Raw genomic sequence first — 23,831 nt, 5'->3', positions numbered from 1 at the left:
CGAACGTGTTTTCTTATTTCTATTCAATTGATCGAAAACATGAGATAATAGATGAAGAATTTACGTTGTAGGAGGTAGAACAAATGACGGTGCAATTTGTCATTGGTCGATCAGGAAGCGGAAAATCGGACCATTGTTTAACAGAAATGCAAAATGAACTAAGCAAGCGACCGATTGGACAGGATATGATTTACCTCGTTCCAGAGCAAATGACTTTTCAATCAGAATATGAATTAGTACATAATAGAGGTTTAAAAGGAATGATTCGCGCACAAGTTTTTAGTTTTACAAGACTCGCGTGGAAAGTACTTCAGGAAACCGGGGGCATGGCTCGTCCTCATTTAACAAGCGTAGGCACCAGCATGATGCTTCGCCAGATTATTGAGGAGAACAAATCGGATTTAAGAATTTATCAGCGCTCTTCTGAGAAAACAGGATATGTGGAACAACTCAATGATATGGTAACAGAATTTAAACGATATTGCCTTGAACCAGGCGATATTAAGAGCTTTGCTGATGATTTTTATATAGAAGATGAGCGAAGTCTTCTTCAAGATAAACTTTATGATTTGCATCTTGTTTACGAAGCTTTTCAAAAGAAAATGATTGGTCATTATCTCGATTCAGAAGACTATCTGGCGCTTTTGGCTGAGAAAATTGAGGAATCAGATTACCTGACCAACGCAACCATTTGGATAGACGGCTTTCATAGTTTTACCCCTCAAGAACTACTGGTCATTCAAGCTTTAATGAAAAAAGGAACAGCGCTCACGTTCACGTTGACGATGGACCCGGAGATGATTCCATCAGCCATACATGAACTTGATCTTTTTCATGAACCAGGAAAAACGTATCAAACGCTTCAGGATATGGCGAATGAAGCCGGCGTTGATATCAAGGAACCTCTTATTCTAACCACGCAGAAGCGGTATCAAAATAGTGAGATGGCTCATTTAGAAGCAAATTATGGTGAACGCCCTCCTGTCGTTTATCATGGGGAACTGCGCCATATTCAAGTTCATCATGCAGTTAACATACGTTCTGAAGTGGAGGCAGCAGCGCGTGAAACGCTCAGACTTGTTCGGGATGAAGGATATCGGTACAGAGATGTTTCGATTATGGTGCGAAACATGTCCACTTATTATGAACTTGTAGAAACGATATTTGGCGACCATGGGATTCCGATTTTCTCAGACCAAAAGCGGACAATGCTTCATCACCCTCTGATTGAGTTGATTCGCTCAAGTCTGGACATTATCCAATACAACTGGCGCTATGAATCGGTTTTTCGTTGTGTTAAAACCGAGCTCTTGTTTCCTGACGATACGGGTGAAAGCCTTGAAACGATCCGTGAACGCATGGATGAGCTCGAAAACTACGTTATTGCGAAAGGGATTAAAGGCTATCGTTGGAAGACGGGCGAACGATTTAAAGCCAATATTTATCGTCAGCTAGAAGATAAGGAAGTCATCACATCAGATGAACTCGAAAAAATGGAAGATCGATTGAATGAAACAAAAGATTGGATTGCAACCCCGCTTGAGAAATTTGAGCGAAAAATGAAGAAAGCTACCACCGTTCAAGATATGTGCGAAATTCTCTATTATCATCTTGAAAACTGCCACGCAGCAGAGAAGATTGATCGTTTGAAAGAGCAGGCAGAAATGTCGGGACAGCTTTCAAAAGCACGTGAACATGATCAGGTATGGGATGCGGTGATTTCACTACTTGATGAAACGGTTGAATTAATTGGTAATCAAACTCTTTCAGTGGAACAATTCACGAAATTACTTGAAGCGGGTATGGAAAATATGAAATTTGCTCTCGTTCCTGCTTCTCTTGATCAGGTAGTTATCGGAAGTATTGATCGGACGAGATTTACGGATGTGAAATGTGGTTTTCTACTAGGTGTAAATGAAGGGGTTCTTCCAGCTAGAATACAAGAAGACGGCTTGTTAAATGAGCAGGATAGGGAGAAGTTAGAAGAACAGGGAATTCAGCTTGCTCCAGGTTTAAAGCGACGTTTGCTAGATGAAGAATTTCTGATCTACCATTCATTGTCTACTCCTTCTGACTCTTTATGGGTTAGCTGTCCACTTGCCGACGAAGAGGGCAAGGGACTTCAACCTTCCATTGTTATGAATCGTTTGCAGGAGATGTACCCTGATCTTGAAATTGGTCTCAAATTTGCAGAGCCTGGTGAAGAGATGACCGAAGAACTATCATTTATTACAAATCCATCTAAAACCATTGGGCGGTTAACAGGACAGCTTAGACAATGGCATCGAGGTTATCCAATTGATCCGATCTGGTGGGATGCCTACAATTGGTTTATAGAAGCACCGTCTCAGAAAGATCGTATTCGGTTAATTGATAGTTTATTTTACCGAAACAAAGCCGAGCGCCTCACGGAATCAACCAGTAGAAAGCTGTATGGTAACCAAATTCAAACGAGCGTTTCTAGGATGGAGAGATATAAATCCTGTGCGTTCTCTCAATTTGCTTCTCATGGTCTCAAGTTAAAGGAACGAGCGACATTCAAGCTTGAAGCCCCTGACATTGGACAGCTTTTCCACGCGGCGTTGAATATGATGGCAGAAACGATTAAGCAACGACATTGGGACTGGGCGAAACTTTCGTCTAATCAATACTATGAGCTTTCAGGACAAATTGTGGAACAGCTTGCACCAAAGTTGCAAAATGAAATTCTATTAAGCTCAAATCGTTATCACTATATCATGAGAAAGTTAACTCAGGTAGTGGGTCGAGCTTCATCCGTTCTTGGACAGCAGGCAAAGAAAAGTGGGTTTCAACCAGCTGGCCTTGAATTAGGATTTGGTCCCAACCAAGAGCTTCCCCCTATCGAATTTACGTTAAAAAACGGTGTCAAGATCCAACTTGTCGGCCGTGTTGATCGAGTTGATCAGGCATTAAATGGGGAAGAACTGCTCCTGCGTATTATTGACTACAAGTCCAGCGGTACTTCTCTTGATCTTTCGGAAGTGTATTTTGGACTTGCTTTACAGATGCTGACTTATTTGGATGTGGTGATCTCGAATGCAAATGTCTGGCTTGGAAGAGAAGCCACTGCTGCAGGTATGCTGTATTTTCATGTCCACAACCCTATGCTCCAAACATCTGCCCCAGGACAAGCCGCTATTCAACAGGAGCTTTTTAGAAAATTTAAGATGAAGGGGCTTTTACTTGCGGATAAAGACGTAGTGAGTTTAATGGACAATGACATCGAGACAAAGAAATCCGATATTATTCCAGCTGCACTAAAAAAAGATGGAAGCTTTTATAAGAATTCATCCGTACTATCTTCGGATGATTTTCAAGCACTTCGTTCCTATACAAGGAAAACAATCCAAACGATCGGAACTGAAATATCAGATGGTCGTATTGAAATTGATCCTTATAAATTGAAAGATCGCATACCATGTACGTTCTGTTCGTACCGATCATTTTGCCAATTTGATCAGGCAATGGAAGATAATGCGTATCGTCCTATTGCTGCTCAGGATGATGAAACGATCTTAAGACGCATGCGAGAGGAGGCAGATGATGATAAATAAACCTGAAGGCTCAAGATGGACCGATGAACAGTGGGAAGCCATTGCTTCAAGAAATCAAGATGTGTTAGTAGCCGCAGCGGCTGGTTCGGGAAAAACCGCTGTTTTAGTGGAAAGGATCATCAGAAGGCTGGCAGACGAAAAGGATCCAGCCGAAGTTGATCGAATCCTAGTTGTAACATTTACAAATGCGGCAGCAGCTGAAATGCGTCACCGAATCGGGGAAGCCCTTGAAGAAAGACTGAAAGAAGACCCTTCTTCGCTCTATTTAAGAAGACAGCTGTCTATGTTAAATCGTGCTTCTATTTCAACTTTACATTCGTTTTGTATGGAGGTTCTTCGTCGCTATTATTATGAGATTGATCTTGATCCTGCTTTTCGCGTAGCTGACCAAACAGAAGCTGCACTACTTCGTGAAGAAGCGATGGAAGAGCTCTTTGAAGAGCATTATAGCCAGAAAGAAAATGAAGCTTTTTATGACCTGGTGGACCGCTATAGTAGCGATCGTAGCGATGTGGATCTACAGCTTCTAGTTGAGCGACTTTTTCATTTCTCTTCAAGTCATCCGTGGCCAAAACAGTGGTTGCTTGATAGTGTCGCGTTATATAAAAATGCTGGCTATAAAAGCTTCGATGAGCTTGTTTGGGTCGAGGAATTAAAGAAGGATGTTGTGCTTCAGCTAGAAGGGATGCGTGAAGTGCAAGAAAAGGCGATTTCGATTTCATCTTCACCAGGGGGACCAGAACCTTATCTTTCAACAATAGAAGCAGAACACGAAATGGTGAATGGACTTCTTCAAGCTTCTAATCAATCATGGGAAGCATTAAAAACCGCGTTTGAATCTGTTTCGTTTGGTCGCTTAAAGCCTTGTAAAGGGGATCAATATGATCCGGAGCTCATTGATACTGTAAAGGGAATGCGCGATCGCGTTAAGAAGACCATTCAAAGCATGAAAGAGGACCTCTTTCAAAGGGGAGCTCAGGAGTACCTCGAGGATATCCAGAAGCTTGCGCCTGTTCTTGAAACGTTAGCTTCTCTTGTTAATGAATTTAGAGAGAAGTATGCAGTTCTGAAGAAAGAAAAGGGACTTGTAGACTATAGCGATCTTGAGCACTATTGTCTCTCCATCCTATTAGATGACGCATCAACACCGGAGAACCCCATTCCTTCTAGTGCAGCGAAAGAATATCAAACCCAGTTTGCTGAAGTGCTCATTGATGAATATCAGGATACAAACTCCGTTCAAGAAACGATTCTAAATGCGATTAGTCGAACATCTGAAAACGGTGGAAATCGGTTCATGGTAGGGGATGTGAAACAAAGTATTTATCGATTTAGATTGGCTGAGCCCGGATTGTTTCTTGAAAAATATAAATCGTTTGGTCATTCTGTCGAGTCACCTTCCAAACGAATCGATCTTGCGCGAAACTTTCGAAGTCGTGAGGAAGTGTTAAATGGCACCAACTTTATTTTTAAACAAATTATGGATGAGCGTGTTGGTGAAATTAACTATGATAGTGCCGCTGAGCTTATTCCAGGAGCGGATTATCCCCCGTCTCAAACGGTTGTACCCGAAGTTCATGTGATTGATCAAAGCTCTAGCGAGGAAGAAGAGATTGAAAAAGTTCAGCTCGAAGCACGTTTGATTGCATCCAACATTAAATCGATGATGGGTAAAAGCGAAAGCGAGCGCACAAAAATATATGATCGAAAAGAAGATCGTATGAGACCGATTCAGTACAAAGATATGGTCATCTTGATGCGTGCTACTTCTAGCTGGGCCCCGGTTATGATGGAGGAATTGAAAGAGGCGGGTATTCCGTCTTATTCAGACCTTGCAACAGGCTATTTTGAAGCGACAGAAGTAGCGATAATGATGAGTCTTCTGAACGTGATCGATAATCCCTATCAGGATATCCCTCTCGCATCCGTCCTGCGTTCTCCGATTATTGGCTTATCGGAAGAGGAGCTTGCATTGATTCGAATTAATGAGAAACAATCAAGTTATTATCTTGCTCTACAGGTGTATTGTGAGACAGAATCAAATGAGCTTTCAGAGAAGCTTACACGCTTTATTGATCATCTTAATCGTTGGCGAGAACAGGCGAGACAGTCATCTTTAAGTGAATTAATCTGGCAACTGTATCGTGAAACAAATTATTATGAATTTGTTGGCGGAATGCCTGCTGGATTACAACGCCAGGCTAATTTGCGTGCTTTATATGATCGCGCAAGACAATATGAAGCAACTTCTTTCCGGGGCTTGTTTCGCTTTCTTCGCTTTATTGACAGAATGAAAGAGCGAGGAAGTGACCTTGGTACAGCACGGGCCTTAGGAGAGCAAGAAGACGTCGTTCGTGTTATGACGATCCATAAAAGTAAAGGACTTGAATTTCCTGTCGTCTTTGTAGCGGGTATCGCAAAGCAATTTAATATGAGAGATATGGCTAATCAAATGCTTCTTCATAAGGAGTTCGGATTAGCAACGAAATACATTGATCCGATCAATCGTATTAGTTATCCGACGTTGCCTTATTTTACATTACAAAAGCGAATGAAGCTTGAGCTATTGGCTGAAGAAATGCGGGTGCTGTACGTTGCCTTAACGAGAGCAAAAGAGAAATTGATTTTAGTCGGTACGGTGAATGATTGGGAGAAAGAGTTGCTTTCCTGGGCAGAGGCTCCCGGAGAAGAATGGCTCCTTTCCGATTATGAACGCTCCACAAGTAAAACGTATTTAAGCTGGATTGGACCAGCAATTATAAGGCATCAGGATCTTTCCTCTATGATAGAAGGAGTCGTTCCTGTGCCTAAGCACGAAGAAATTTTTCATCATCCGTCAAAATGGTCTTTAACCCTGCATCATGCATCCGATTTTTCTCAAGTTGAATCAGAAGACGTGAAGAAACACGAGGAATATGAGCAACTGCTTCAAAGGAAAGACCCTATTCCTGAAGAAAGTGTTTTTAAGGACATCGTGAACGATCGTTTGAATTGGACGTATCCACACAAGGCAGCTGCTGAAACAAAATCAAAGCAATCGGTAACGGAAGTAAAGCGCCAACGTGAAGTTTTCCAGGATGAACGTAGTGACAACCGTCTTGTCAAAGGGTTTAGTCAATCATTAAAGGAGCGTCCGCGCTTTCTTCAAAGTAAAAAGCTGACTCCTGCTGAGCGTGGAACTGCCATGCACATCGTCATGCAGCACATTGATTTACACCAACAGTACGAGGAAAAAGACATTAAAGAATTAATCGCAAAGCTTGAAACAAGAGAGTTGCTTACAAGTGATCAGGCACAAGCCATTGATGTAAAGCAAATTAAACAGTTGATTGATTCGGAGCTTGGCGAAAAGATGAGAAACGCCATAGACATTTATAAAGAGGTTCCTTTTAGTCTAGGTGTCGATTCAAAATGGATTTATCCTGACTTTCAAGGAGATGACGAAACCGTTGTACTGCAAGGGGTTATTGACTGTATTTTGCGAAATCAACATGGAGAATTGATTTTAGTCGATTATAAAACAGACGTTATCGAAAATCGTTTTTCTTCAGAGGATCAAGCAATGGAAACGATGAAACGTCGCTATTCAACACAGCTTCAACTATATGAAAAAGCGATTAATGAGATTTGGGGTTTACCATGTAAAGAGAAAATTCTTTTCTTCTTTGATGGTGGCAGGTCGCTCTTAATCGATTAAAAATAGCCGGGCAAATGTCCGGCTTCTTCCATTCAGTCGATCTAAACGATAAGGAGTGAGGAACATGAAATTGCTTCATACCGCTGACTGGCATCTCGGCAAAACGTTAGAAGGCCGAAGCCGTCTTCCTGAACAGCGTGAATTTCTGGAGGAGCTGCAAAACATTGCAGATGAAGAAAATGTAGACGCCATTTTAATGGCTGGTGACGTGTTTGATACGGTCAATCCACCGGCAGCAGCAGAAACCCTTTTTTATGACGCAGCTGTGAAACTAACAAGCCGTGGTGAGCGGCCGCTTATTATTATTTCAGGAAATCATGATAATCCAGAACGTTTATCGGCAGCACGTCCACTTGCTCATACAAGTGGCATTACGATTATTGGATTTCCGACGACAGAACCAGTTGACGTAACGGTTCGAAATGGACAAAATCTTTCCATCGCAGCTCTTCCTTATCCATCGGAATCACGTTTAAACGAATGCTTAACAGAAGGTCAGGAAGAAGATGCGCTGCAGCTTGCTTATGACGATCGCGTGAAAAAGCTGTTTAGCGATTTAGCGGAGGCCGGCAGAGAAGATGCGGTTCATATTGCAATGAGTCATATTTATGTTGCCGGAAGCCGTGAAAGTGATTCAGAAAGGCCCATTCAAGTTGGTGGAGCTTATACAGTTTCAGCCAATTCATTACCTGAACAGGCGCAATACGTAGCGCTCGGACATTTACACCGTCCTCAGACAATTACGAAGGGTTCTGCTCTTGCTCGCTATTCAGGCTCGCCACTTGCATATAGCTTTTCAGAGGCGAATCAAGCCAAATCAGTGACCATCATTGATTTAGAGCCGAAAGGACTTGCTCATATTCGTGAAATTCCATTGCAATCCGGTAAACCGCTCGTGCGTTGGATCGCGGAAAAGGGAATTGAACAAGTATACACATGGCTTGAAGAAGGAAAAGATCAGGATGCGTGGATCGATCTTGAAGTTCATTTAAGTGATACGCTTTCCATTGAGGAAATTCACCGCCTTCGCAGTCAACATAAAGGCTTTATACATATAAGACCTGTGTTTAAAAAGAAAGAAGAGCAGCGAGAGGTATCAAATGCCAATCTACCAATAGAAGAACTTTTTAAACGCTTTTATGAAAAGCAAACGGACGGTGCTGAACCAGATGATGAGCTTGTACAGCTTTTTCTAGATTTATCACAGGGAGAAGAAGAGGAGTAGGAAAGGAGTGAGAAAATGAGACCGATCACTTTGTCTGTTTCAGGACTACATAGTTTTCGTGAAAAGCAAGAAATAGACTTTGAAACGCTTTGCCAGGGAGGAATCTTTGGTATTTTTGGTCCAACAGGTAGTGGGAAATCGTCTCTACTTGATGCGATGACTCTCGCTCTTTATGGGAAAGTGGAGCGAGCAACAAATAACACGCAGGGGATTATGAACCATGCGGAAGATACGCTGTCTGTCTCTTTTACGTTCGCACTGAGCGACTTGCGATACCGGGTTGAGCGCACGTACAAGAGATCGGGCGATGTATCGATTCGCTCTGCTAATTCTCGTCTAATTGAAATAGGAGAAGAGAATACAGTTCTCGCGGATAAAGACCGGGACGTTTCACAAAAAATTCAGGACATTCTCGGCCTAACGATTGATGACTTTACTCGTGCTGTTGTTCTACCTCAAGGTAAATTTGCCGAGTTCTTATCGTTAAAAGGAACGGAAAGAAGGCAGATGCTTCAGCGTCTCTTTCAGCTTGAAAAATATGGCGATCAATTTAATCGACGCCTAAGATCTAGAGTTGATGAGAAAAAGCATCAATTAAATGAAGTTACCGCGGAGCAGACAGGCCTCGGTGATGCGTCAAACGAATTTCTGAAAGAAGCGAAGGAAGCCGTGAACACAGCGGATAAAGCAGCTCAAAAAGCAAAAGAAGAGCTTCTTTTAGCTGAAAAGCAAAAAGAACACGTGATCGAAATCTGGAATCTTCAACAACAGCTTGCTGATCTTCAAACGAAGCAAACCATGCTTGCGGAGGGGAAGGATGAAATCAATGCATTAGAAGAAAAGATGACACAAGCAGCAGCGGCTGCTCAAATAAAACCCTATCTCGATGCAGTTGAAGCGACGGAGAAAGAAGTTCAAGATGCGAAGCTTCGTTTTGAAGAGACGAAACGTGTTCTAAATGATATGAAATCCTTGTACCAATCATCGAAAAAAACCTACGAGGATGAACGAATGAAGAAAGAGGAGCAAGAGCCGCTCCTTATTAAACAACTCAATGACCTTGAGCGAGGATTAGCGCTTGAAAACGAAATCAAACAGGTTACAAGTCAGTTAAAAGACCGTGAAGAGCAGTCTTCATCGCATGACAAAGAAGCGAAGGTGGTTGAAGAAGAAACAGCGAAAGCCCAGCAGGATTTAAAAAAGGCGCGCATGCTTCAGTCTGATTTAAATGAAGAACTCACTAGTCTCCAGGTGACACCAGAGAAGCGAAAGAAAATGGGAAGAGCTCAAAGCTTGAAGCAGGAGTTTCAGTCGCTTAATAAACAGCTTGAAACGGCTCGTGAGGAAGAAGAGAAACAAGTTAGCGAACAAAAGCGACTTCAGCCTCTTAATGAGGAATTGGGAAAAAATTTAAATCAAATGAGAGAGCGCTATAGAGGTTACTATCAAGCTGTGCTTTCAACTTACCATGCTGTATCGTCCCATAAACTAACGCTCGAACAGCATATTCGAACAGTTCAAGAGGAAATCGAGCAAGGGCAGCGTAAATTAGAAGAAAGCCGAACGCATGCCATTGCCATTCGTCTTGCAAAAAGGTTAGAAGATGGTGACGCTTGCCCGGTTTGTGGTGCAACAGAACACGTCGATCTAGCGGATGGTGAAGATCAAACAGAAGAGATCAATGAACTTTTGCATCAAAAGGAACAAACGCGTGAAACGTTAAAAGATCTGTTTCAATCGGCGAACCAGCTTCAGTATCAGTTAGAACAAACGTCTGATACGATGACAGCACAACAAGAAGGGTTGACTCATGTTCAGAAGGATGACATGGACGAAGTGAAACGCAACTTTTCAGCAGAAGAATTGATGACAGAGATGAAGTCTCTTGCTCAAGACGTTCGAGAATTAGAAGAGAAAATCAAACATACAGGGAAAAACATTCAAGAGAAGCAGTCAAAAGCTTCAGAGTATGCTTATCAACTGGCGCAAATTCAGAAGGATCTCGATTCAAAGAATGAGAAACGAATGATCCTAAGGAAAGAAATGGCTTCGATAGAGGAAACGATTCAGAAGGAAATTTCTCTGTCTGTTCAACAAATTGAAGCAGAAATGGTTCACATTGAAAAAATGGATCAACAAGCAAACGTGATTCGTGACAGGCTTGCGAAAAGTGGTCCCTACATTGAAGCGAAGGAGCAACATGTTCAGGAGCTTCAAGAAAAGATGCAGCAGCATTCTGTTCGAAAGGTAGAGTTAACAAGCGCCATTCAGCAGCTTTCTGAACAAATCAGTAAAGCAAAGGCGGAGTATACAACTCTCGTAGGATTCACAACGGCTAAGGAAGGGTTATCACAGGTGAAAGAGCACCTCAATGCCCTTCGTCAGGCTGAAAAAAGTGCGCTCGAGCAATTCCAGCAATCTGAAGAACAGTACCAGCAAGCTGAAAGACGTGCTGCTGCTGATGAAAACTATAATAACGATGCACAACTTCGGTTAAAGAAAGCAGTTGAAACGTATGAAGCGGCTGAAGCAGCTTCTATCTTTGAAAATCGCTCTCAAATCCGTCATGCTGAAGTATCACAAGAACAGAAGATCAGCTGGGAAAAGCGTGTGGAAACGTATCGAAAGGAATGGAATCAAACAGCGCATTCGATCAATGAGGTTAACGAAAAGCTTGCTGGAAGAGCGATTTCAGAAGACTCTTATAAAGAAACAATCAACCAGGCGGAACAGGCAGGTCGTGTACGGGAAGAAACGCTCTCTCGGTTTGCGGCTGCGCAACATCATCTCGAAGATGTGACGAAGAGGCATGAACGATACATGGAACTCGAGGCGGTTCGTAAATCTGTCAGTGAAGAACTCGAAAAGCTCGGTAAGCTTCAAACCGTTTTCCGAGGAAATAGTTTTGTTGAGTTTATTGCTTCGGAGCAGCTGGAACAAGTTAGCCTCGATGCCTCACAAAAACTCGGCGACCTTACGTCACAGAGATATGCCATTGAGGTTGACTCTGGTGGAGGATTTCTCATCCGTGATGATGCGAACGGCGGCGTGAAGCGACCTGTTTCGACCTTATCTGGTGGCGAAACGTTTTTAACTTCTCTTGCGCTCGCACTTGCTCTCTCGGGTCAAATTCAACTAAGAGGAGCGCATCCACTACAATTTTTCTTCCTCGATGAAGGATTTGGGACCCTTGACGAATCTTTGTTAGACACGGTGATTACGGCACTTGAAAAGTTACAGAATGAGAGTTTATCTGTAGGTGTGATTAGCCACGTTCCAGAACTAAGGGCAAGGCTTCCGAGAAAAGTGATTGTTTCCCCTTCTGAACCATCAGGACGGGGCAGTCGAATTGAACTCGAAACATTGTAACGCATCGTCTGGATACAAGAATGGTTCTGATTAGCCAATAAAAGATTCACGCCTTTCCCGTAACCGTATTAGGCAAAGCTAGGTTTGGCTTTATGTCAATTAATAAAGAGAAAACGATCTGAAAGGATATGTTTTCTCTTTTTTTCTTGAAAGATACTGTCAAAATACGAGAGTTTATGTAAAAATATGAATAGTAGTTGAGGTAATTTACATAGGAGGAACATGGATGTCGCATTCTATGAGACTAGTTTTAGGAAGTTTTAAACCTTTTTCACATTTTCGGCCGCTTCAATCCGCTTATCGGTTGAAAGGTTCGTGGTGGCGCGTCATTTTACTTGCCATTTTTTCGTTTCTAATTGTCGGAATTACATCGTTTCTGAACATCAAATATGCTGGTCAGATGCCGGAATATACGGGGGTTGCATCCGAAGACCGCTTGCTTTTTGTCTTAAGTGAAGTGATCACAGATGGCTTGCTTGGCGTCATAACATTGTTTGCCATTGTGTTAGGAGGAGCGCTCCTGTACTGGCCATTTTTTCAGCAAGTTGGCTTTAAAAGGCTTGCCTACATACATAGCTATGTTGTCTTTATTCTGTTAATCGGTATGGTCCTTCAATTGCCGTTTATTCCATTTCTTCATGAGCCGTCGCTCGTTTCTCCTTATAGCCTGGGTGTATACGTTGATTTAGTAACAAATATCCCATTCTGGTTGTATTTCAGCTATAGTCTATCGCTCTTTTTAGCCTGGGGGACGTTTGTTCAGTATGCGGCAATTAGACAAAGCTCATCGGTATCGCGAGGGTATGTCACTTTTTGGACGGTCACATTGAATCTATTCATTGCCGCGCTCGCTGCTTATATGAGGACGGCATTTTGAAAAAGGTGGAGGGTCAAACCGTGAATCGTAAGTCACTTTGGATTAGTATTAGCGTTGCACTTATCCTGCTTCTTTTTATTACTGTCAACACTTTGATCATTCAGAGTGTCATTGCAGGTGAAAAGAAGCTTGAAACAATTACTGTAAAAGGAAAGACATATGAGGAACTTGTGACGTTTGAAGGAGTTCTTATTCCAGAACTAGAGGAGTCTTATTTTTATCAGGCTTCACGGGGAAATCTGTCAGATGTTCTTGTGAATGAAGGAGATGATGTTTCAACAGGAACTTCGCTTTTTGAATATGAAGAAAGTGAAGCTGTTGATGTATCAGATTTGAACGCACAGCTGAATAAGGCAGAGACAGCCGTTTCCGTACTTGATGATCAGCTTAGTGCTCTTGCAGTTCAGTCGTCGCGCATTGAATCGAATGAAGATCTTGAAGATGATCAAAAGCTTCAATTGCAGCTTGATGTCGAAGAGCAAATAAGAGATACCGAGTATAAGAAAAGGCTAGCTGAGCTTGACGTAAAAGAGTTGGAGCGACAAATTGCCGAAGCTGATACGAATAAAGCTGAGACTTCCGTTGATGCCACGTTTAATGGTGTGGTAGAGGAAGTGAATCGAACGCCTGAAGATGGAGAAGCCGTGGTAAAAGTATTATCGAATGACTTAACCGTACAAGGTGCTGTTAATGAAGTAGACTATCCTACACTATCAGTAGATCAGGAAGTCATTATTCGTTCTGCTGCTTATCCGGGACAACCCGCCAAAGGGCGAATTACGATCCTCGAAGATCGTCCCTACGAAGTAGAAGAAGACACCGGTTTTAGTATGTATCACTTTAACGTCATTTTAAGTGAAGATAGTGAGATGAAGGCTGGAACGCACGTAGTCATTGACGTTCCTCTCCACCAAAATACCAATGCACCGTCTGTACCTGAAGAAAGCATCATTGAAAAGGACGATAAGAGTTATGTGGTTGTTTTCGAAAAAGGTGAAATTCATTTACGAAAGATAGAGCAAGGACGAATCGAAGATGGTCGCGTTGAAATCCTTTCAGGTCTTAACCTAAAGGAAAAAGTTTTAACTGAACCTAGAGAAGCTTTTACAGAATTGCTTTCTGAGAAAAAAGATCAGGAGAAAGAAACAGAAGAAGATCAGAAGCCTACTCCAGATAAGGAAAGCAAAGGATGAGAGAAAAAGACCTGTTACCATACAGGTCTTTTTTTGTATGTAATTGTGTATCCAATTGTCACTTTATTAACGAAATATTCGTGAAAATAAAACTCCATTCATGTCATAATAGGTTTAATGAGAATAACTCTATTTCTATTTGCAAAGAAGGAGTGATTGGTTTTATGAAATTTGTTTCATTTCAAGTTAACGAAGAATCTGGGTTTGGGATTTTTGATGAAGAGAATCAGCAGATTATAAACTTAAAAGACTATTACCTTGATCAGGGGATAGACATACCAGATCTACAAACGTTTATTCAACGCGGTACACCTTCTTTTGATCAGTTTGATGACCTTTCATCTCGATATCATCTTTCAGTTGATGGTATACAGATCCTAGCTCCTATTACGAGACCAGCTAAAAACATTTTCTGTGTTGGAAAAAATTATCGAGATCATGCGATTGAAATGGGTAGCGAGAAAGATATCCCGTTACACCCGATGATTTTCACGAAAGCACCAACAACGGTCTCTGCACCTAATCGCGTTCTAACGTTTGATAATGAGTTATCTGAAACGCTTGATTACGAAGGTGAGCTGGCTGTTGTGATTGGTAAGAAAGGCAAAGGAATAAAAATGGATGATGCGATGGATTATGTGTTTGGCTATACAATCATCAATGATCTAACAGCACGGGATCTTCAAAAAAAACATGGTCAGTTTTTTATAGGGAAAAGTCTGGATGATTCTTGTCCAATGGGTCCAGTTGTGTTACATACCTCAGCGGTTCCTGACCCACATGCACTAACAATCGTGACGAAAGTAAATGGAGAAGTAAGACAAAACGGGAACACATCCAATTTTATTTTCACGATTCCTGAGCTAATCCATGTTCTCTCCAAAGGCATGACGTTAGAGCCTGGTGATATTATTGCAACCGGGACACCAGCGGGAGTTGGAAAAGGGTTCAATCCGCCTAACTATCTTATGGACGGGGACGTGATTGAAATAAACATAGAAGGAATTGGGACTTTACGTAATGAAATAAGAAAAAGATAACGTTCTCGTGTTTAAATCATTCTCAAAAAAGGAATTGTTATCCAGAGAACCGATTAGGAGGAATAGCGAATGGAAAAGTTTCATTACATTAATGGTGAATGGACAGGTCAGGATCTTGAAAAGCTTGAAGTGAACAACCCTGCAACTGGAGAACTCGTTGGTACTGTTCCGGTAGGAGGGAAATCGGAAACGAAGAAGGCAATTGACGCTGCGCATCAAGCATTCCCGGAGTGGTCAAGCCTCACCGCCTATGAGCGGTCTTCATACTTAAAGAAACTTCATGGCCTTATGATGGATCACGAAGATGAACTAGCTGAACTCATGACGCTTGAAATGGGAAAACCGCTTCATGAATCAAAAGGAGAAGTCGCGTACTCTGCTTCTTTCGTTGAATGGTTTGCAGAAGAAGGTAAGCGTGTGTATGGACGTACGATTCCACCTCACAAAGAGGAGCGTATGATGGAAGTACGTAAGCAGCCGGTTGGGGTTGTTGGTGCAATCACACCGTGGAACTTCCCAGCAGCCATGATTGCGCGGAAACTTGCCCCGGCTTTAGCAGCAGGATGTACGTTTGTCGTGAAGCCGCCGTCCGCAACGCCTCTAACGGCTGTACGTCTTGTAGAGCTTTGTGAGGAAGCAGGCATACCGAAGGGCGTTGTTAATCTCGTTACGGGTAAATCATCAGAGGTAGCGGGCGAACTGATGAGTAACCCACACGTTCGCAAAATCACATTTACAGGTTCAACGGAAGTGGGCAAGAAATTAATGGAGCAGGCAGCTGAAACGGTGAAAAACATTTCACTTGAGCTTGGTGGACATGCCCCGATTATCGTTCTTGACGATGCCGATATCGACAAGGCAGTTGACGGCGTTATTGCATCTAAGTTCCGAAATGGCGGTCAAACGTGTATTTGCGGGAATCGCATTTATGTGCAAGAGAAGATTTATGATGAATTTATTTCAAAGTTCGCTGATAAGACGAAAGATCTTAAAGTTGGTAACGGATTAGAAAAAGGGACAGACATTGGTCCGATGATTGATAAAGATGGCTATGAGAAGGTAGAAAAGCATGTGCAAAATGCGCTTAGCCAGGGAGCAGAGTGCGTGGTTGGAGGAGAAGGGTATGAAGAAAACGGATCCTACTTCTACCGCCCTACTATTTTGAAAGATGTGACGCCGGGTATGTTGATTATGAATGAAGAAACGTTTGGACCGGTAGCTCCAATTCAGAAAGTGACAACAGATGATGAAGCCATCAAGTTTGCGAACCAAACACCGTTTGGACTTGCAGCATACGTATTTAGTGAAAGTGTTCGAAGAGGAAACCATGTCGTTAATGGTCTAGACTATGGAATTGTTGGGTGGAATGACGGAGTTCCTTCAGCTGCACAGGCCCCATTTGGTGGGATGAAGCAGAGCGGTCTTGGTCGCGAAGGCGGTCATGAAGGAATTGAAGCATACCTAGAAACTAAATATGTTTCCATCGGATTATAGAATAGAAGAAAACCTCGCTATATAGCGAGGTTTTTTTCTATCTTCTAGTGCACTGATAAGACTTCTGTAATTTGTTCTATCGCCCAATTTAAGTCCTCTTCACTGATAATAAGTGGAGGTGCAAAGCGAATGACGGTTTCGTGCGTTTCTTTACATAGTAAGCCTTTTTCCTTTAGCTTCTCACAATATGGACGAGCCGCTTCATGAAGTTCAACTCCAATAAATAGGCCGCGTCCGCGCACTTCCTTAATAACAGGATTGTTGATTTCTTTTAACTTTTCCTGAAAGTAGTTTCCGAGTTTAAGAGAGCGATCAGCTAGTTTTTCATCTTCAAGAACTTCTAAAGATGCCACCGATACGGCGCATGCTAGTGGGTTTCCTCCAAACGTAGAGCCATGTGAGCCGGGAGTAAATACGCCAAGCACTTCTTCGTTAGCCGCTACACACGAAATTGGAAATACGCCACCACCAAGTGCCTTACCAAGAATGTACATATCAGGTTCAACGTTATCCCAATCACATGCGAAGCGTTTACCTGATCGACAGAGCCCAGCTTGAATTTCATCGGCAACGAAAAGAACGCGTTGTTCTTTACAATAGTCATAAGCTTCTTTAAGGAATCCTTCAGGAGGAATGTTAATACCAGCTTCACCCTGAATGGGTTCAAATAAGAAGCCGGCTGTATTTGGCGTGATGGCTTTTTTCAATGCATCAAGATCACCATATGGAATCAATTTAATTCCTGGAAGCATCGGTCCAAATCCTCGCTGGTACTCCTCTTCAGAAGAGAGAGAGACAGCTGTCATTGTACGACCGTGGAAATTCCCTTCACAGGCAATAATTTCGGCTTTATCCTTTTCTACGCCTTTCACTTCATAAGCCCAACGACGCATCGCTTTTACAGCAGTTTCAACTGCCTCTGCCCCGGTATTCATCGGCAGAATCATTTCTTTGTTTGTAAATTCAGAAACTTTTCGGTAAAAAGGAGCCAGCTGGTCATTATGGAAGGCGCGAGAAGTTAATGTCACGCGATCAGCCTGATCCTTTAAAGCTTGAATGATTTTCGGATGCCTATGGCCCTGATTGACCGCAGAATATGCGCTAAGCATATCCATGTAACGATTGCCTTCAGGATCTTTTACCCAAACACCCTCAGCTTCTGCAATAACGATTGGCAGTGGATGATAATTGTGCGCACCGTATTGCTCCGTCATTTCAATAATGTCTTTTGTTTGTACCATATTACCGTTCACTCCCATTCTTTTAGTCTTCCATACTAGTATAACAATGAAATCGTTTCCTTCCTATCATTTAAGGAAAATTAGGAAGGATGTTCCAAAATACTTGGAACGCGTTTTCATGATATGATTTAAGAGAGACTGTGATAAAAGGAGAGATCTTGCATGCTTCATGCCCACTATACTGCTTGGGGGTTAACACTTATTCTTTTTCTTGTAAGCTACTATTTCATGAGAGCTGGGAAAGGTAAGGCGCAAAATAGAGTTCATATGGTTCTTCGTTTATTTTATATTTTGACGGTAATTACTGGCATGTTCCTTGTCGTGGGATATCAATTTTGGGGACCGTCGATTGTCAAAGGTGTTGTTGCACTATGGCTCATTTTTTCAATGGAAATGATTCTTGTTAGGGGAAAAAAAGAGAAAACCATATGGCCATTTTGGCTACAATTTATGTTTGCTTTTCTCCTTGTCATTTTTTATGGGTATTCTGTACTGCATCTTTATCAGCTATAAGTCCTAAAACCCACCTCTAATCAGGTGGTTTTTTCTGTTAAACGTTTGATTTGTTTATGCCGATATAGGAAGTAGGGTCGATTGGCATATTTCTGGTATAGATGTATTCGTCTATTTTAGTTTTTGATATGATAGACATAATAAAAACTTTCGAATTAAAGGCATTGAAGGATGAGGTGTGTCAAGCTTGAGAACATTTTCAGTCAAGGTCTCTCACGAAGAAAACCTGCGCGAATATATGATGAATCATTCGAAATTGTTTCAGGCGCATGCTGTACTCGTTCAGTTATTTTGCTTGTCGGATGACAAAGAACTTGCGGCTCGTATTGCACAGGAAATATCAAATCTTTTACCTCATGCCGTCCTAATCGGAACAACAGCAGAAGGTGCGTTTTTCGAGAATAACTCTGTATCGGAAGGTATTGTCGTTTCTTTCACAACATTTCAACATACAGAAGTGAAGCCATTTGTGATCGAAGGATCCGAATTGGATAAACCATTTGTCGAGCATCCTAATGAGCTTATCATTCTTTTTAATAGTGGGATCGAGGATGAGGCTGTTTTTACACTCATGAAATCAACCCCCTTTATTGGTGGGAAAGCTACTGAAAAGAATCACAGTTCCTTCGTAGTGGCCGGTCACCAACTTCTTTTGGAGGGAATTGTAGGCGTTCGTATTAGTGGGCTGGACATACAGGCGCATGTTTATAGGGAAACCTTTTGGAGGCCAGCAGGAAGAACGTTTGAAGTCACAAAAGTGCTGGGATCTCGCCTTTTTGAAATAGAGGGGATGAGTGCAGTTGCATTCTATGAGAAATATTTAGGCGACGATGTGGCTAAACGTCTCCCGGAATCATCAACTCATGTTCCGTTGCTTCACTTATTGAATGGAAAAGAAAAGCCGATCTCCGTACTAGAGAAGCATCGAGACGGTTCTGTAACAATAAACGCAGTTCTTACTCATGGGTCGAAGGTGCAATTTTCTTATGGGGATGCCACGCAAATGGTAGACTCTTATGAGCGTATGAAACAAAATGTTGAGAACATTGGCTTAGAAAGTCTCTTTTCTTTTTCGGCTGCACCTCTTCCTAACCCTTTTATTAACGAACTTGTTCGCTATTTTGATCGCCTTGAGAATAAAGGCACGCTCACTTCTGTTAGGCTTAAATCTGAATACTATTCAGATGGCACCGCGTTTCATTATGATGAGAATCATATGGTATTTGCGCACTTCAACGAAAGGGATGCTAAACAACAAGCTGTAAGGCATCTACCATTACACAATCAGGAGATGAATGACTTGGATGGTTTAATGGCACTATCACATTTAATTAAAGCTTCTACAGAAGAATTAGAGACGTTAAACACCAATCTACAGCAGTCAGAGCAGCGTTTTAAATCACTGTTTGAACAAAATCCGAATCTCGTTTACTCGGTTGATGTATACGGTAAAATTACGAGTGTTAACCCTGCATTAAAATCATTGCTAGGTTATTCGTCCGAAGAAGTAATGAGTAAACATTCCCTACAGTTTGTCTCTTCTAAAGATGTGCAAATGACAAGAGAGAAGTTTTATCAAACATTCCAGGGGATGGCTCAAACTTATGAAGCGCATCTTGTTCATAAGTCTGGTGTAGATGTGTTATTCACCATCACAAATATCCCGATCCTCGTGAACGGAGAAATTACAGGAGCATACGGGGTTGCTAAAAGCATCATGAATCAGCGGAGAGCTGAGGAGAAAATTGCTCATCTTGCGTATTATGATGTACTTACAGAACTACCCAATCGCCTGTTGTTTGAAAAATTATTAAATGAATCTTTAAAAAATACAGAAGAAAAACTAGCCGTTATGTTTATTGACCTTGATCGGTTTAAATTAATTAATGATAGTTTGGGACATCAACGGGGAGACCAAATCCTGAAGCAGGTGACCAGCCGTATTAAAGAAGCGATTAAAGATGATGCGGTGCTTGCACGATTTGGTGGAGACGAATTTACTGTTCTTCTTCCAGGGCTTATATGTGAAAAAGATGCTTTGATGCTGGCAAGACGTGTCGTGGAACATTTAAAACAGCCGATTCTTTTTGATGATGTGGAATATTTTATGACGGTTGGCATCGGAATAAGTCTGTTTCCACTCGATGGTCAGGATCTCGATACGCTCATGAAAAATGCTTATATTGCATTAGATCGTGCGAAGCAACAAGGTGCAAACTATATTGAGTTTTATACGGATGAAATGACAGATGAAGCTTTTGAACGTTTAGAGCTAGAAAGTTATTTAAGAAGAGCTCTTGAAAAGGAAGAGCTTACATTATACTATCAGCCGCAAGTAAATCTTGATGAAAAAAAGATTTACGCGTGTGAAGCGTTGATACGCTGGAATCATCCGAAGCTTGGTCTCGTTTCACCAGCTCAATTTATTCCCCTCGCGGAAGAAACAGGTTTGATTGAAGAAATAGGCATATGGGTTTTAAATGAAGCGTGCATGCAAACGAGTAGGTGGCAGGCGCTAGGATATGATGATTTATCCATTAGCGTTAACGTATCAGGACGACAGTTTCAGAGTGAGGAATTCGTCGGCTCTGTTCGTGAAGCATTACGAGCATCAGGTCTTTCGCCTCATTCGCTCCATCTTGAAGTAACAGAAAGCACAACACTCGTAAATACGGATTATAGTATTTCAATGTTAAATGAACTGCGTGGCATGGGTATTAAAGTATCGATTGACGATTTTGGTACAGGCTATTCTTCACTTAGCTACTTGAAGGATTTTCCTCTTGATATTTTGAAAATCGATCAGTCCTTCATTCGAAACCTTCAAGAAAATAATGCTGATGCTGCCATTGTTAAAGCAGTTATTACGATGTGTGAGGGATTGAATTTATCAATCGTCGCAGAAGGCATTGAAACGAAAGAGCAGGGTGACATTATTCGGAGCTTTGGCTGTAATTTTGCCCAAGGATTTTTTTATAGTAAACCATTAAATAAGGATCGTTTTGAAAAACTTCTTCTATCAAAACGATTCCCATTAGCAACTTAGCGGATCGGCCCATGTGGTCGATTTTTTTTGTTATTTCTTGGCTAGTGAAGAATGAAGTCCGGGAGCTGAGCTGCCGCAATGTGCTTCGACTGTTTCAAGCAACAATTGGAAGGGAATAGAAATGTAGCGAAGAAGAGGTGATGGTACATGGATTATGATGTGATGATCATTGGTGGAGGGATATCAGGACTTACGCTCGCTGTTAAATTAGGTCAGTGTCATGTGAAAACGCTATTAATCGAAAAAGATAGAAAGAGCGGTTTAATTTATAAAGGTGAACTTTTACAGCCTAAAAGCCTTGAAGTACTTGATCGCATAAATGTGTTAGACGTAGTAAAGAAAAATGGTTTTCTACTACCTTCTATTCAATTTTATGAGTATAACCAAAAAGACGATGGGACGATGGAGCAGCTAAGTGCGAATGAATTCCGCTATGGTGTGATTCCGTCTCCTTATAATACGTCATTGATGATTCCACACGAACGCCTAAAGGAACTTCTATTTGAAGAGGCTTCAAAATACGACTCGGTCGATTATATCCAGCCGGCAAAGTTGACTGGTTTTACCGAAGGGTCCCCGGAGAAAAGGAAAGCGATTATACAAACGAAAGAAGGAGAGCGTGAAATTCACGCAAACTTTTATATTGGTGCTGAAGGGAGAGCATCTCCAACTCGAACAGCGATGGAAGTTGAAATGAAAAATACAAAGTACAATCATCATTTTTTAACGGTTTCATTCCCGAGACCAGAGACGCTCAATCAATCGACAATCATTACAACACAGAATAAGTTTGTTGGTCTTTTTCCACTCCCAGATAACCAGGTAAGAAGCGTACTTCTCATTAAACCTGGTGAGTTTAAAACGATGCGTGAAGAAGGATTAGAATCATTCTACCGTGCTTATTGCGAACTTATGCCTGAGCTTGAAGGATACGTTCATCAAATTGATACGTGGAAAAAGATTCAGCTCATGATTCCGGTCAGACACAATGTTTCAAATTACGTGAAGAACAATTTGATTTTAACTGGAGATGCGGCTCATAGTGTTCATCCAATGGCGGGTGAAGGTATGAATCTTGCTATACAGGATTCAGATGTATTAGGAGAACTTCTATGCTGGATGTTTCAAACGAATCAAACGGAATGGAAGCATTTGAAATGGTATGAGAAAGTAAGAAAGCCGCGAGCGGAATACGTATCTACCTTAAGTCATCAGGCTGCATTGCTATACTCGTTCCCATATCGGTCATGGCAGAAACTGCGAATAAAGGGCGTGAATCAAACAGAGCATTCCCCGCTTCTACATTTTAAACAAATGTTAAACACATCCGGACTTGGCATTTGGAAATTTAACGTGTTGGATCGAATGAAACAAGCAGGATTCATTCCAGCTTCAATAGGGAATGGGAAAATTAGTAAACGACCTGAAAGGGAAGTTATGTTTACGAAGGAGGATGACTTTCCCTGGTATCGCAAATGAGACGGGAGGATATACAATGAAAGAAATAATAAAGATTTGGCGAGCTCGGAAATGGATGAAAAGCAACGAACCTTTTTTGTACGCCTGGCACGCTCACGTTGGCTATGTACACGATTTATTTGATGAATTTGAAGCATTCACCACCGTCTCAAGTGTCGCGACGAAACGAGACATGAATGAACTACTTTTAACAAGATGGGCTGAGGTAGGTGTGGCAATCGGTCATTTAACAAGTGATAAGAATGGAAAAATTCGTTCAAAGAAACACATGCTTGAATCAATATCGAAAAACAGTGAGCAGTCTGTTGGAATTCTATTGAAAGAAATGATGGAATTACATATCCCGATTCTGCTTTCATATCCAGACTTATTAAATAAAAACCATCATGCCCTCTATCAGGAAGAGGATTATGGGGGGACCGTTGCAGCAACGTCAAGTTTTATTGAACGGTTTGCTTTTCCAAAAATTTATCAAGCCATAAAAGCGACTAATGCAACATCGGTCATTGATTTTGGTGCTGGTTACGCCGGATATTTATCACGCATCGGAGCAAAGCTTGAAAATATGAAACTTGTAGGCATTGAAAAGAACCGCTCCGTTTGTCTAGATGCTGAGGCTAATATTCATTTTCCGTTAAAATCACCGATTAGCCTCTATCCAGATGATATGATGACGTGGAAGTGGGATGGAGTGCCGTTTGATGTGGCGATGATGAATAATTTACTATACTACTTCGCACCTGAAGAGAGGCGGCATCTTTTCCAGAAAGCATATGAGGTAACTGGAGAAAAAGGACAGCTGGTTATTATTACTCCAATGCATGAATCCAAACATGGACACGCCTTCTCAGCTGCTTTTAACAGTTTTATGAGTGCACATGAGAATTTGTATCCTCTACCGAGCCGAAAGGAAATGACGGAACTCGCAACAGAAACCGGATTTCAATTAAAGCAGGTAAAGCCGGTAGTAAAAGAAGGCGCATGGTACTTCTTGCGTTTTCAAAAAGTGTGAGGCCTTTAGCGAAGGTCTCTTTTTTTCGTTGTTCATAAGACATTTTGCACGAAACTTGGGCGTATGCATA

13 protein-coding genes are annotated in these 23,831 nt (G+C 41.7%); 12 read left to right on the top strand and 1 reads right to left on the bottom strand.

Annotated features, from left to right (window positions below):
* The first annotated feature begins 83 nt into the window (after nt 1–83).
* From addB to LC090_RS13775, 8 genes are all read left to right on the top strand, one after another.
* Complete coding sequence (gene addB / locus LC090_RS13810; protein WP_226658615.1) at nt 84–3,575, top strand: helicase-exonuclease AddAB subunit AddB; 3,492 nt, start codon at nt 84–86, stop codon at nt 3,573–3,575.
* Nucleotides 3,562–7,272 carry a helicase-exonuclease AddAB subunit AddA gene (addA, locus tag LC090_RS13805; protein ID WP_369522756.1) on the top strand — a complete coding sequence of 1,237 codons (3,711 nt, stop codon included), beginning with the start codon at nt 3,562–3,564 and terminating at the stop codon, nt 7,270–7,272. Before addB ends, addA begins: the two co-directional genes overlap by 14 nt.
* Before the next feature lie 64 nt (nt 7,273–7,336).
* A complete protein-coding gene (locus tag LC090_RS13800) occupies nt 7,337–8,497 on the top strand; it encodes an exonuclease SbcCD subunit D (RefSeq protein WP_226658614.1) in 1,161 nt (386 codons plus the stop codon).
* Between the two features lie 15 nt (nt 8,498–8,512).
* Nucleotides 8,513–11,866 carry an AAA family ATPase gene (locus LC090_RS13795; protein ID WP_226658613.1) on the top strand — a complete coding sequence of 1,118 codons (3,354 nt, stop codon included), beginning with the start codon at nt 8,513–8,515 and terminating at the stop codon, nt 11,864–11,866.
* Between the two features lie 226 nt (nt 11,867–12,092).
* Entirely contained in the window at nt 12,093–12,743 is a 651-nt protein-coding gene (locus tag LC090_RS13790) for a hypothetical protein (RefSeq protein ID WP_226658612.1), read from the top strand.
* A 20-nt stretch (nt 12,744–12,763) separates the two neighbouring features.
* The gene (locus tag LC090_RS13785) at nt 12,764–13,936 is read left to right on the top strand and encodes an efflux RND transporter periplasmic adaptor subunit (RefSeq protein ID WP_226658611.1); all 1,173 of its coding nucleotides are present in this window, start codon (nt 12,764–12,766) and stop codon (nt 13,934–13,936) included.
* 164 nt (nt 13,937–14,100) lie between these two features.
* Complete coding sequence (locus LC090_RS13780; RefSeq protein ID WP_226658610.1) at nt 14,101–14,976, top strand: fumarylacetoacetate hydrolase family protein; 876 nt, start codon at nt 14,101–14,103, stop codon at nt 14,974–14,976.
* Between the two features lie 69 nt (nt 14,977–15,045).
* Nucleotides 15,046–16,470 carry an NAD-dependent succinate-semialdehyde dehydrogenase gene (locus tag LC090_RS13775; RefSeq protein ID WP_226658609.1) on the top strand — a complete coding sequence of 475 codons (1,425 nt, stop codon included), beginning with the start codon at nt 15,046–15,048 and terminating at the stop codon, nt 16,468–16,470.
* A gap of 44 nt (nt 16,471–16,514) precedes the next feature.
* Here the strand turns inward: LC090_RS13775 and LC090_RS13770 are convergent, their stop codons facing one another.
* Nucleotides 16,515–17,711 (bottom strand): ornithine--oxo-acid transaminase, encoded by a 1,197-nt coding sequence (locus LC090_RS13770; RefSeq protein WP_226658608.1) that lies wholly within the window; start codon nt 17,709–17,711, stop codon nt 16,515–16,517.
* 162 nt (nt 17,712–17,873) lie between these two features.
* Between LC090_RS13770 and LC090_RS13765 the strand changes: the two genes are divergently transcribed.
* The 4 genes from LC090_RS13765 to LC090_RS13750 all read left to right on the top strand — a co-directional run bounded on the left by LC090_RS13765 (nt 17,874) and on the right by LC090_RS13750 (nt 23,761).
* Entirely contained in the window at nt 17,874–18,224 is a 351-nt protein-coding gene (locus LC090_RS13765) for a YisL family protein (RefSeq protein ID WP_226658607.1), read from the top strand.
* 187 nt (nt 18,225–18,411) lie between these two features.
* Complete coding sequence (locus tag LC090_RS13760; RefSeq protein ID WP_226658606.1) at nt 18,412–21,270, top strand: EAL domain-containing protein; 2,859 nt, start codon at nt 18,412–18,414, stop codon at nt 21,268–21,270.
* A gap of 147 nt (nt 21,271–21,417) precedes the next feature.
* On the top strand, nt 21,418–22,749 hold the full coding sequence (locus tag LC090_RS13755; RefSeq protein WP_226658605.1) for an FAD-dependent oxidoreductase: 1,332 nt from the start codon (nt 21,418–21,420) through the stop codon (nt 22,747–22,749).
* Nucleotides 22,750–22,765: 16 nt separating this feature from the next.
* A complete protein-coding gene (locus LC090_RS13750; protein WP_226658604.1) occupies nt 22,766–23,761 on the top strand; it encodes a class I SAM-dependent methyltransferase in 996 nt (331 codons plus the stop codon).
* Nucleotides 23,762–23,831: the final 70 nt, after the last annotated feature.

This window comes from Guptibacillus hwajinpoensis (assembly GCF_020524165.1).
Taxonomy (GTDB): Bacteria; Bacillota; Bacilli; order Bacillales; family Guptibacillaceae; genus Guptibacillus; species Guptibacillus hwajinpoensis_D.
Note: the sequence above shows the minus strand (reverse complement) of the source record. Positions and strands in the feature narration are given on the sequence as shown.

Coding starts and splice junctions, on each gene's coding strand:
- addB (WP_226658615.1), top strand. CDS start 84: ATGACGGTGCAATTTGTCATTGGTCGATCAGGAAGCGGAAAATCGGAC.
- addA (WP_369522756.1), top strand. CDS start 3,562: ATGATGATAAATAAACCTGAAGGCTCAAGATGGACCGATGAACAGTGG.
- LC090_RS13800 (WP_226658614.1), top strand. CDS start 7,337: ATGAAATTGCTTCATACCGCTGACTGGCATCTCGGCAAAACGTTAGAA.
- LC090_RS13795 (WP_226658613.1), top strand. CDS start 8,513: ATGAGACCGATCACTTTGTCTGTTTCAGGACTACATAGTTTTCGTGAA.
- LC090_RS13790 (WP_226658612.1), top strand. CDS start 12,093: ATGTCGCATTCTATGAGACTAGTTTTAGGAAGTTTTAAACCTTTTTCA.
- LC090_RS13780 (WP_226658610.1), top strand. CDS start 14,101: ATGAAATTTGTTTCATTTCAAGTTAACGAAGAATCTGGGTTTGGGATT.
- LC090_RS13775 (WP_226658609.1), top strand. CDS start 15,046: ATGGAAAAGTTTCATTACATTAATGGTGAATGGACAGGTCAGGATCTT.
- LC090_RS13770 (WP_226658608.1), bottom strand. CDS start 17,711: ATGGTACAAACAAAAGACATTATTGAAATGACGGAGCAATACGGTGCG.
- LC090_RS13765 (WP_226658607.1), top strand. CDS start 17,874: ATGCTTCATGCCCACTATACTGCTTGGGGGTTAACACTTATTCTTTTT.
- LC090_RS13755 (WP_226658605.1), top strand. CDS start 21,418: ATGGATTATGATGTGATGATCATTGGTGGAGGGATATCAGGACTTACG.
- LC090_RS13750 (WP_226658604.1), top strand. CDS start 22,766: ATGAAAGAAATAATAAAGATTTGGCGAGCTCGGAAATGGATGAAAAGC.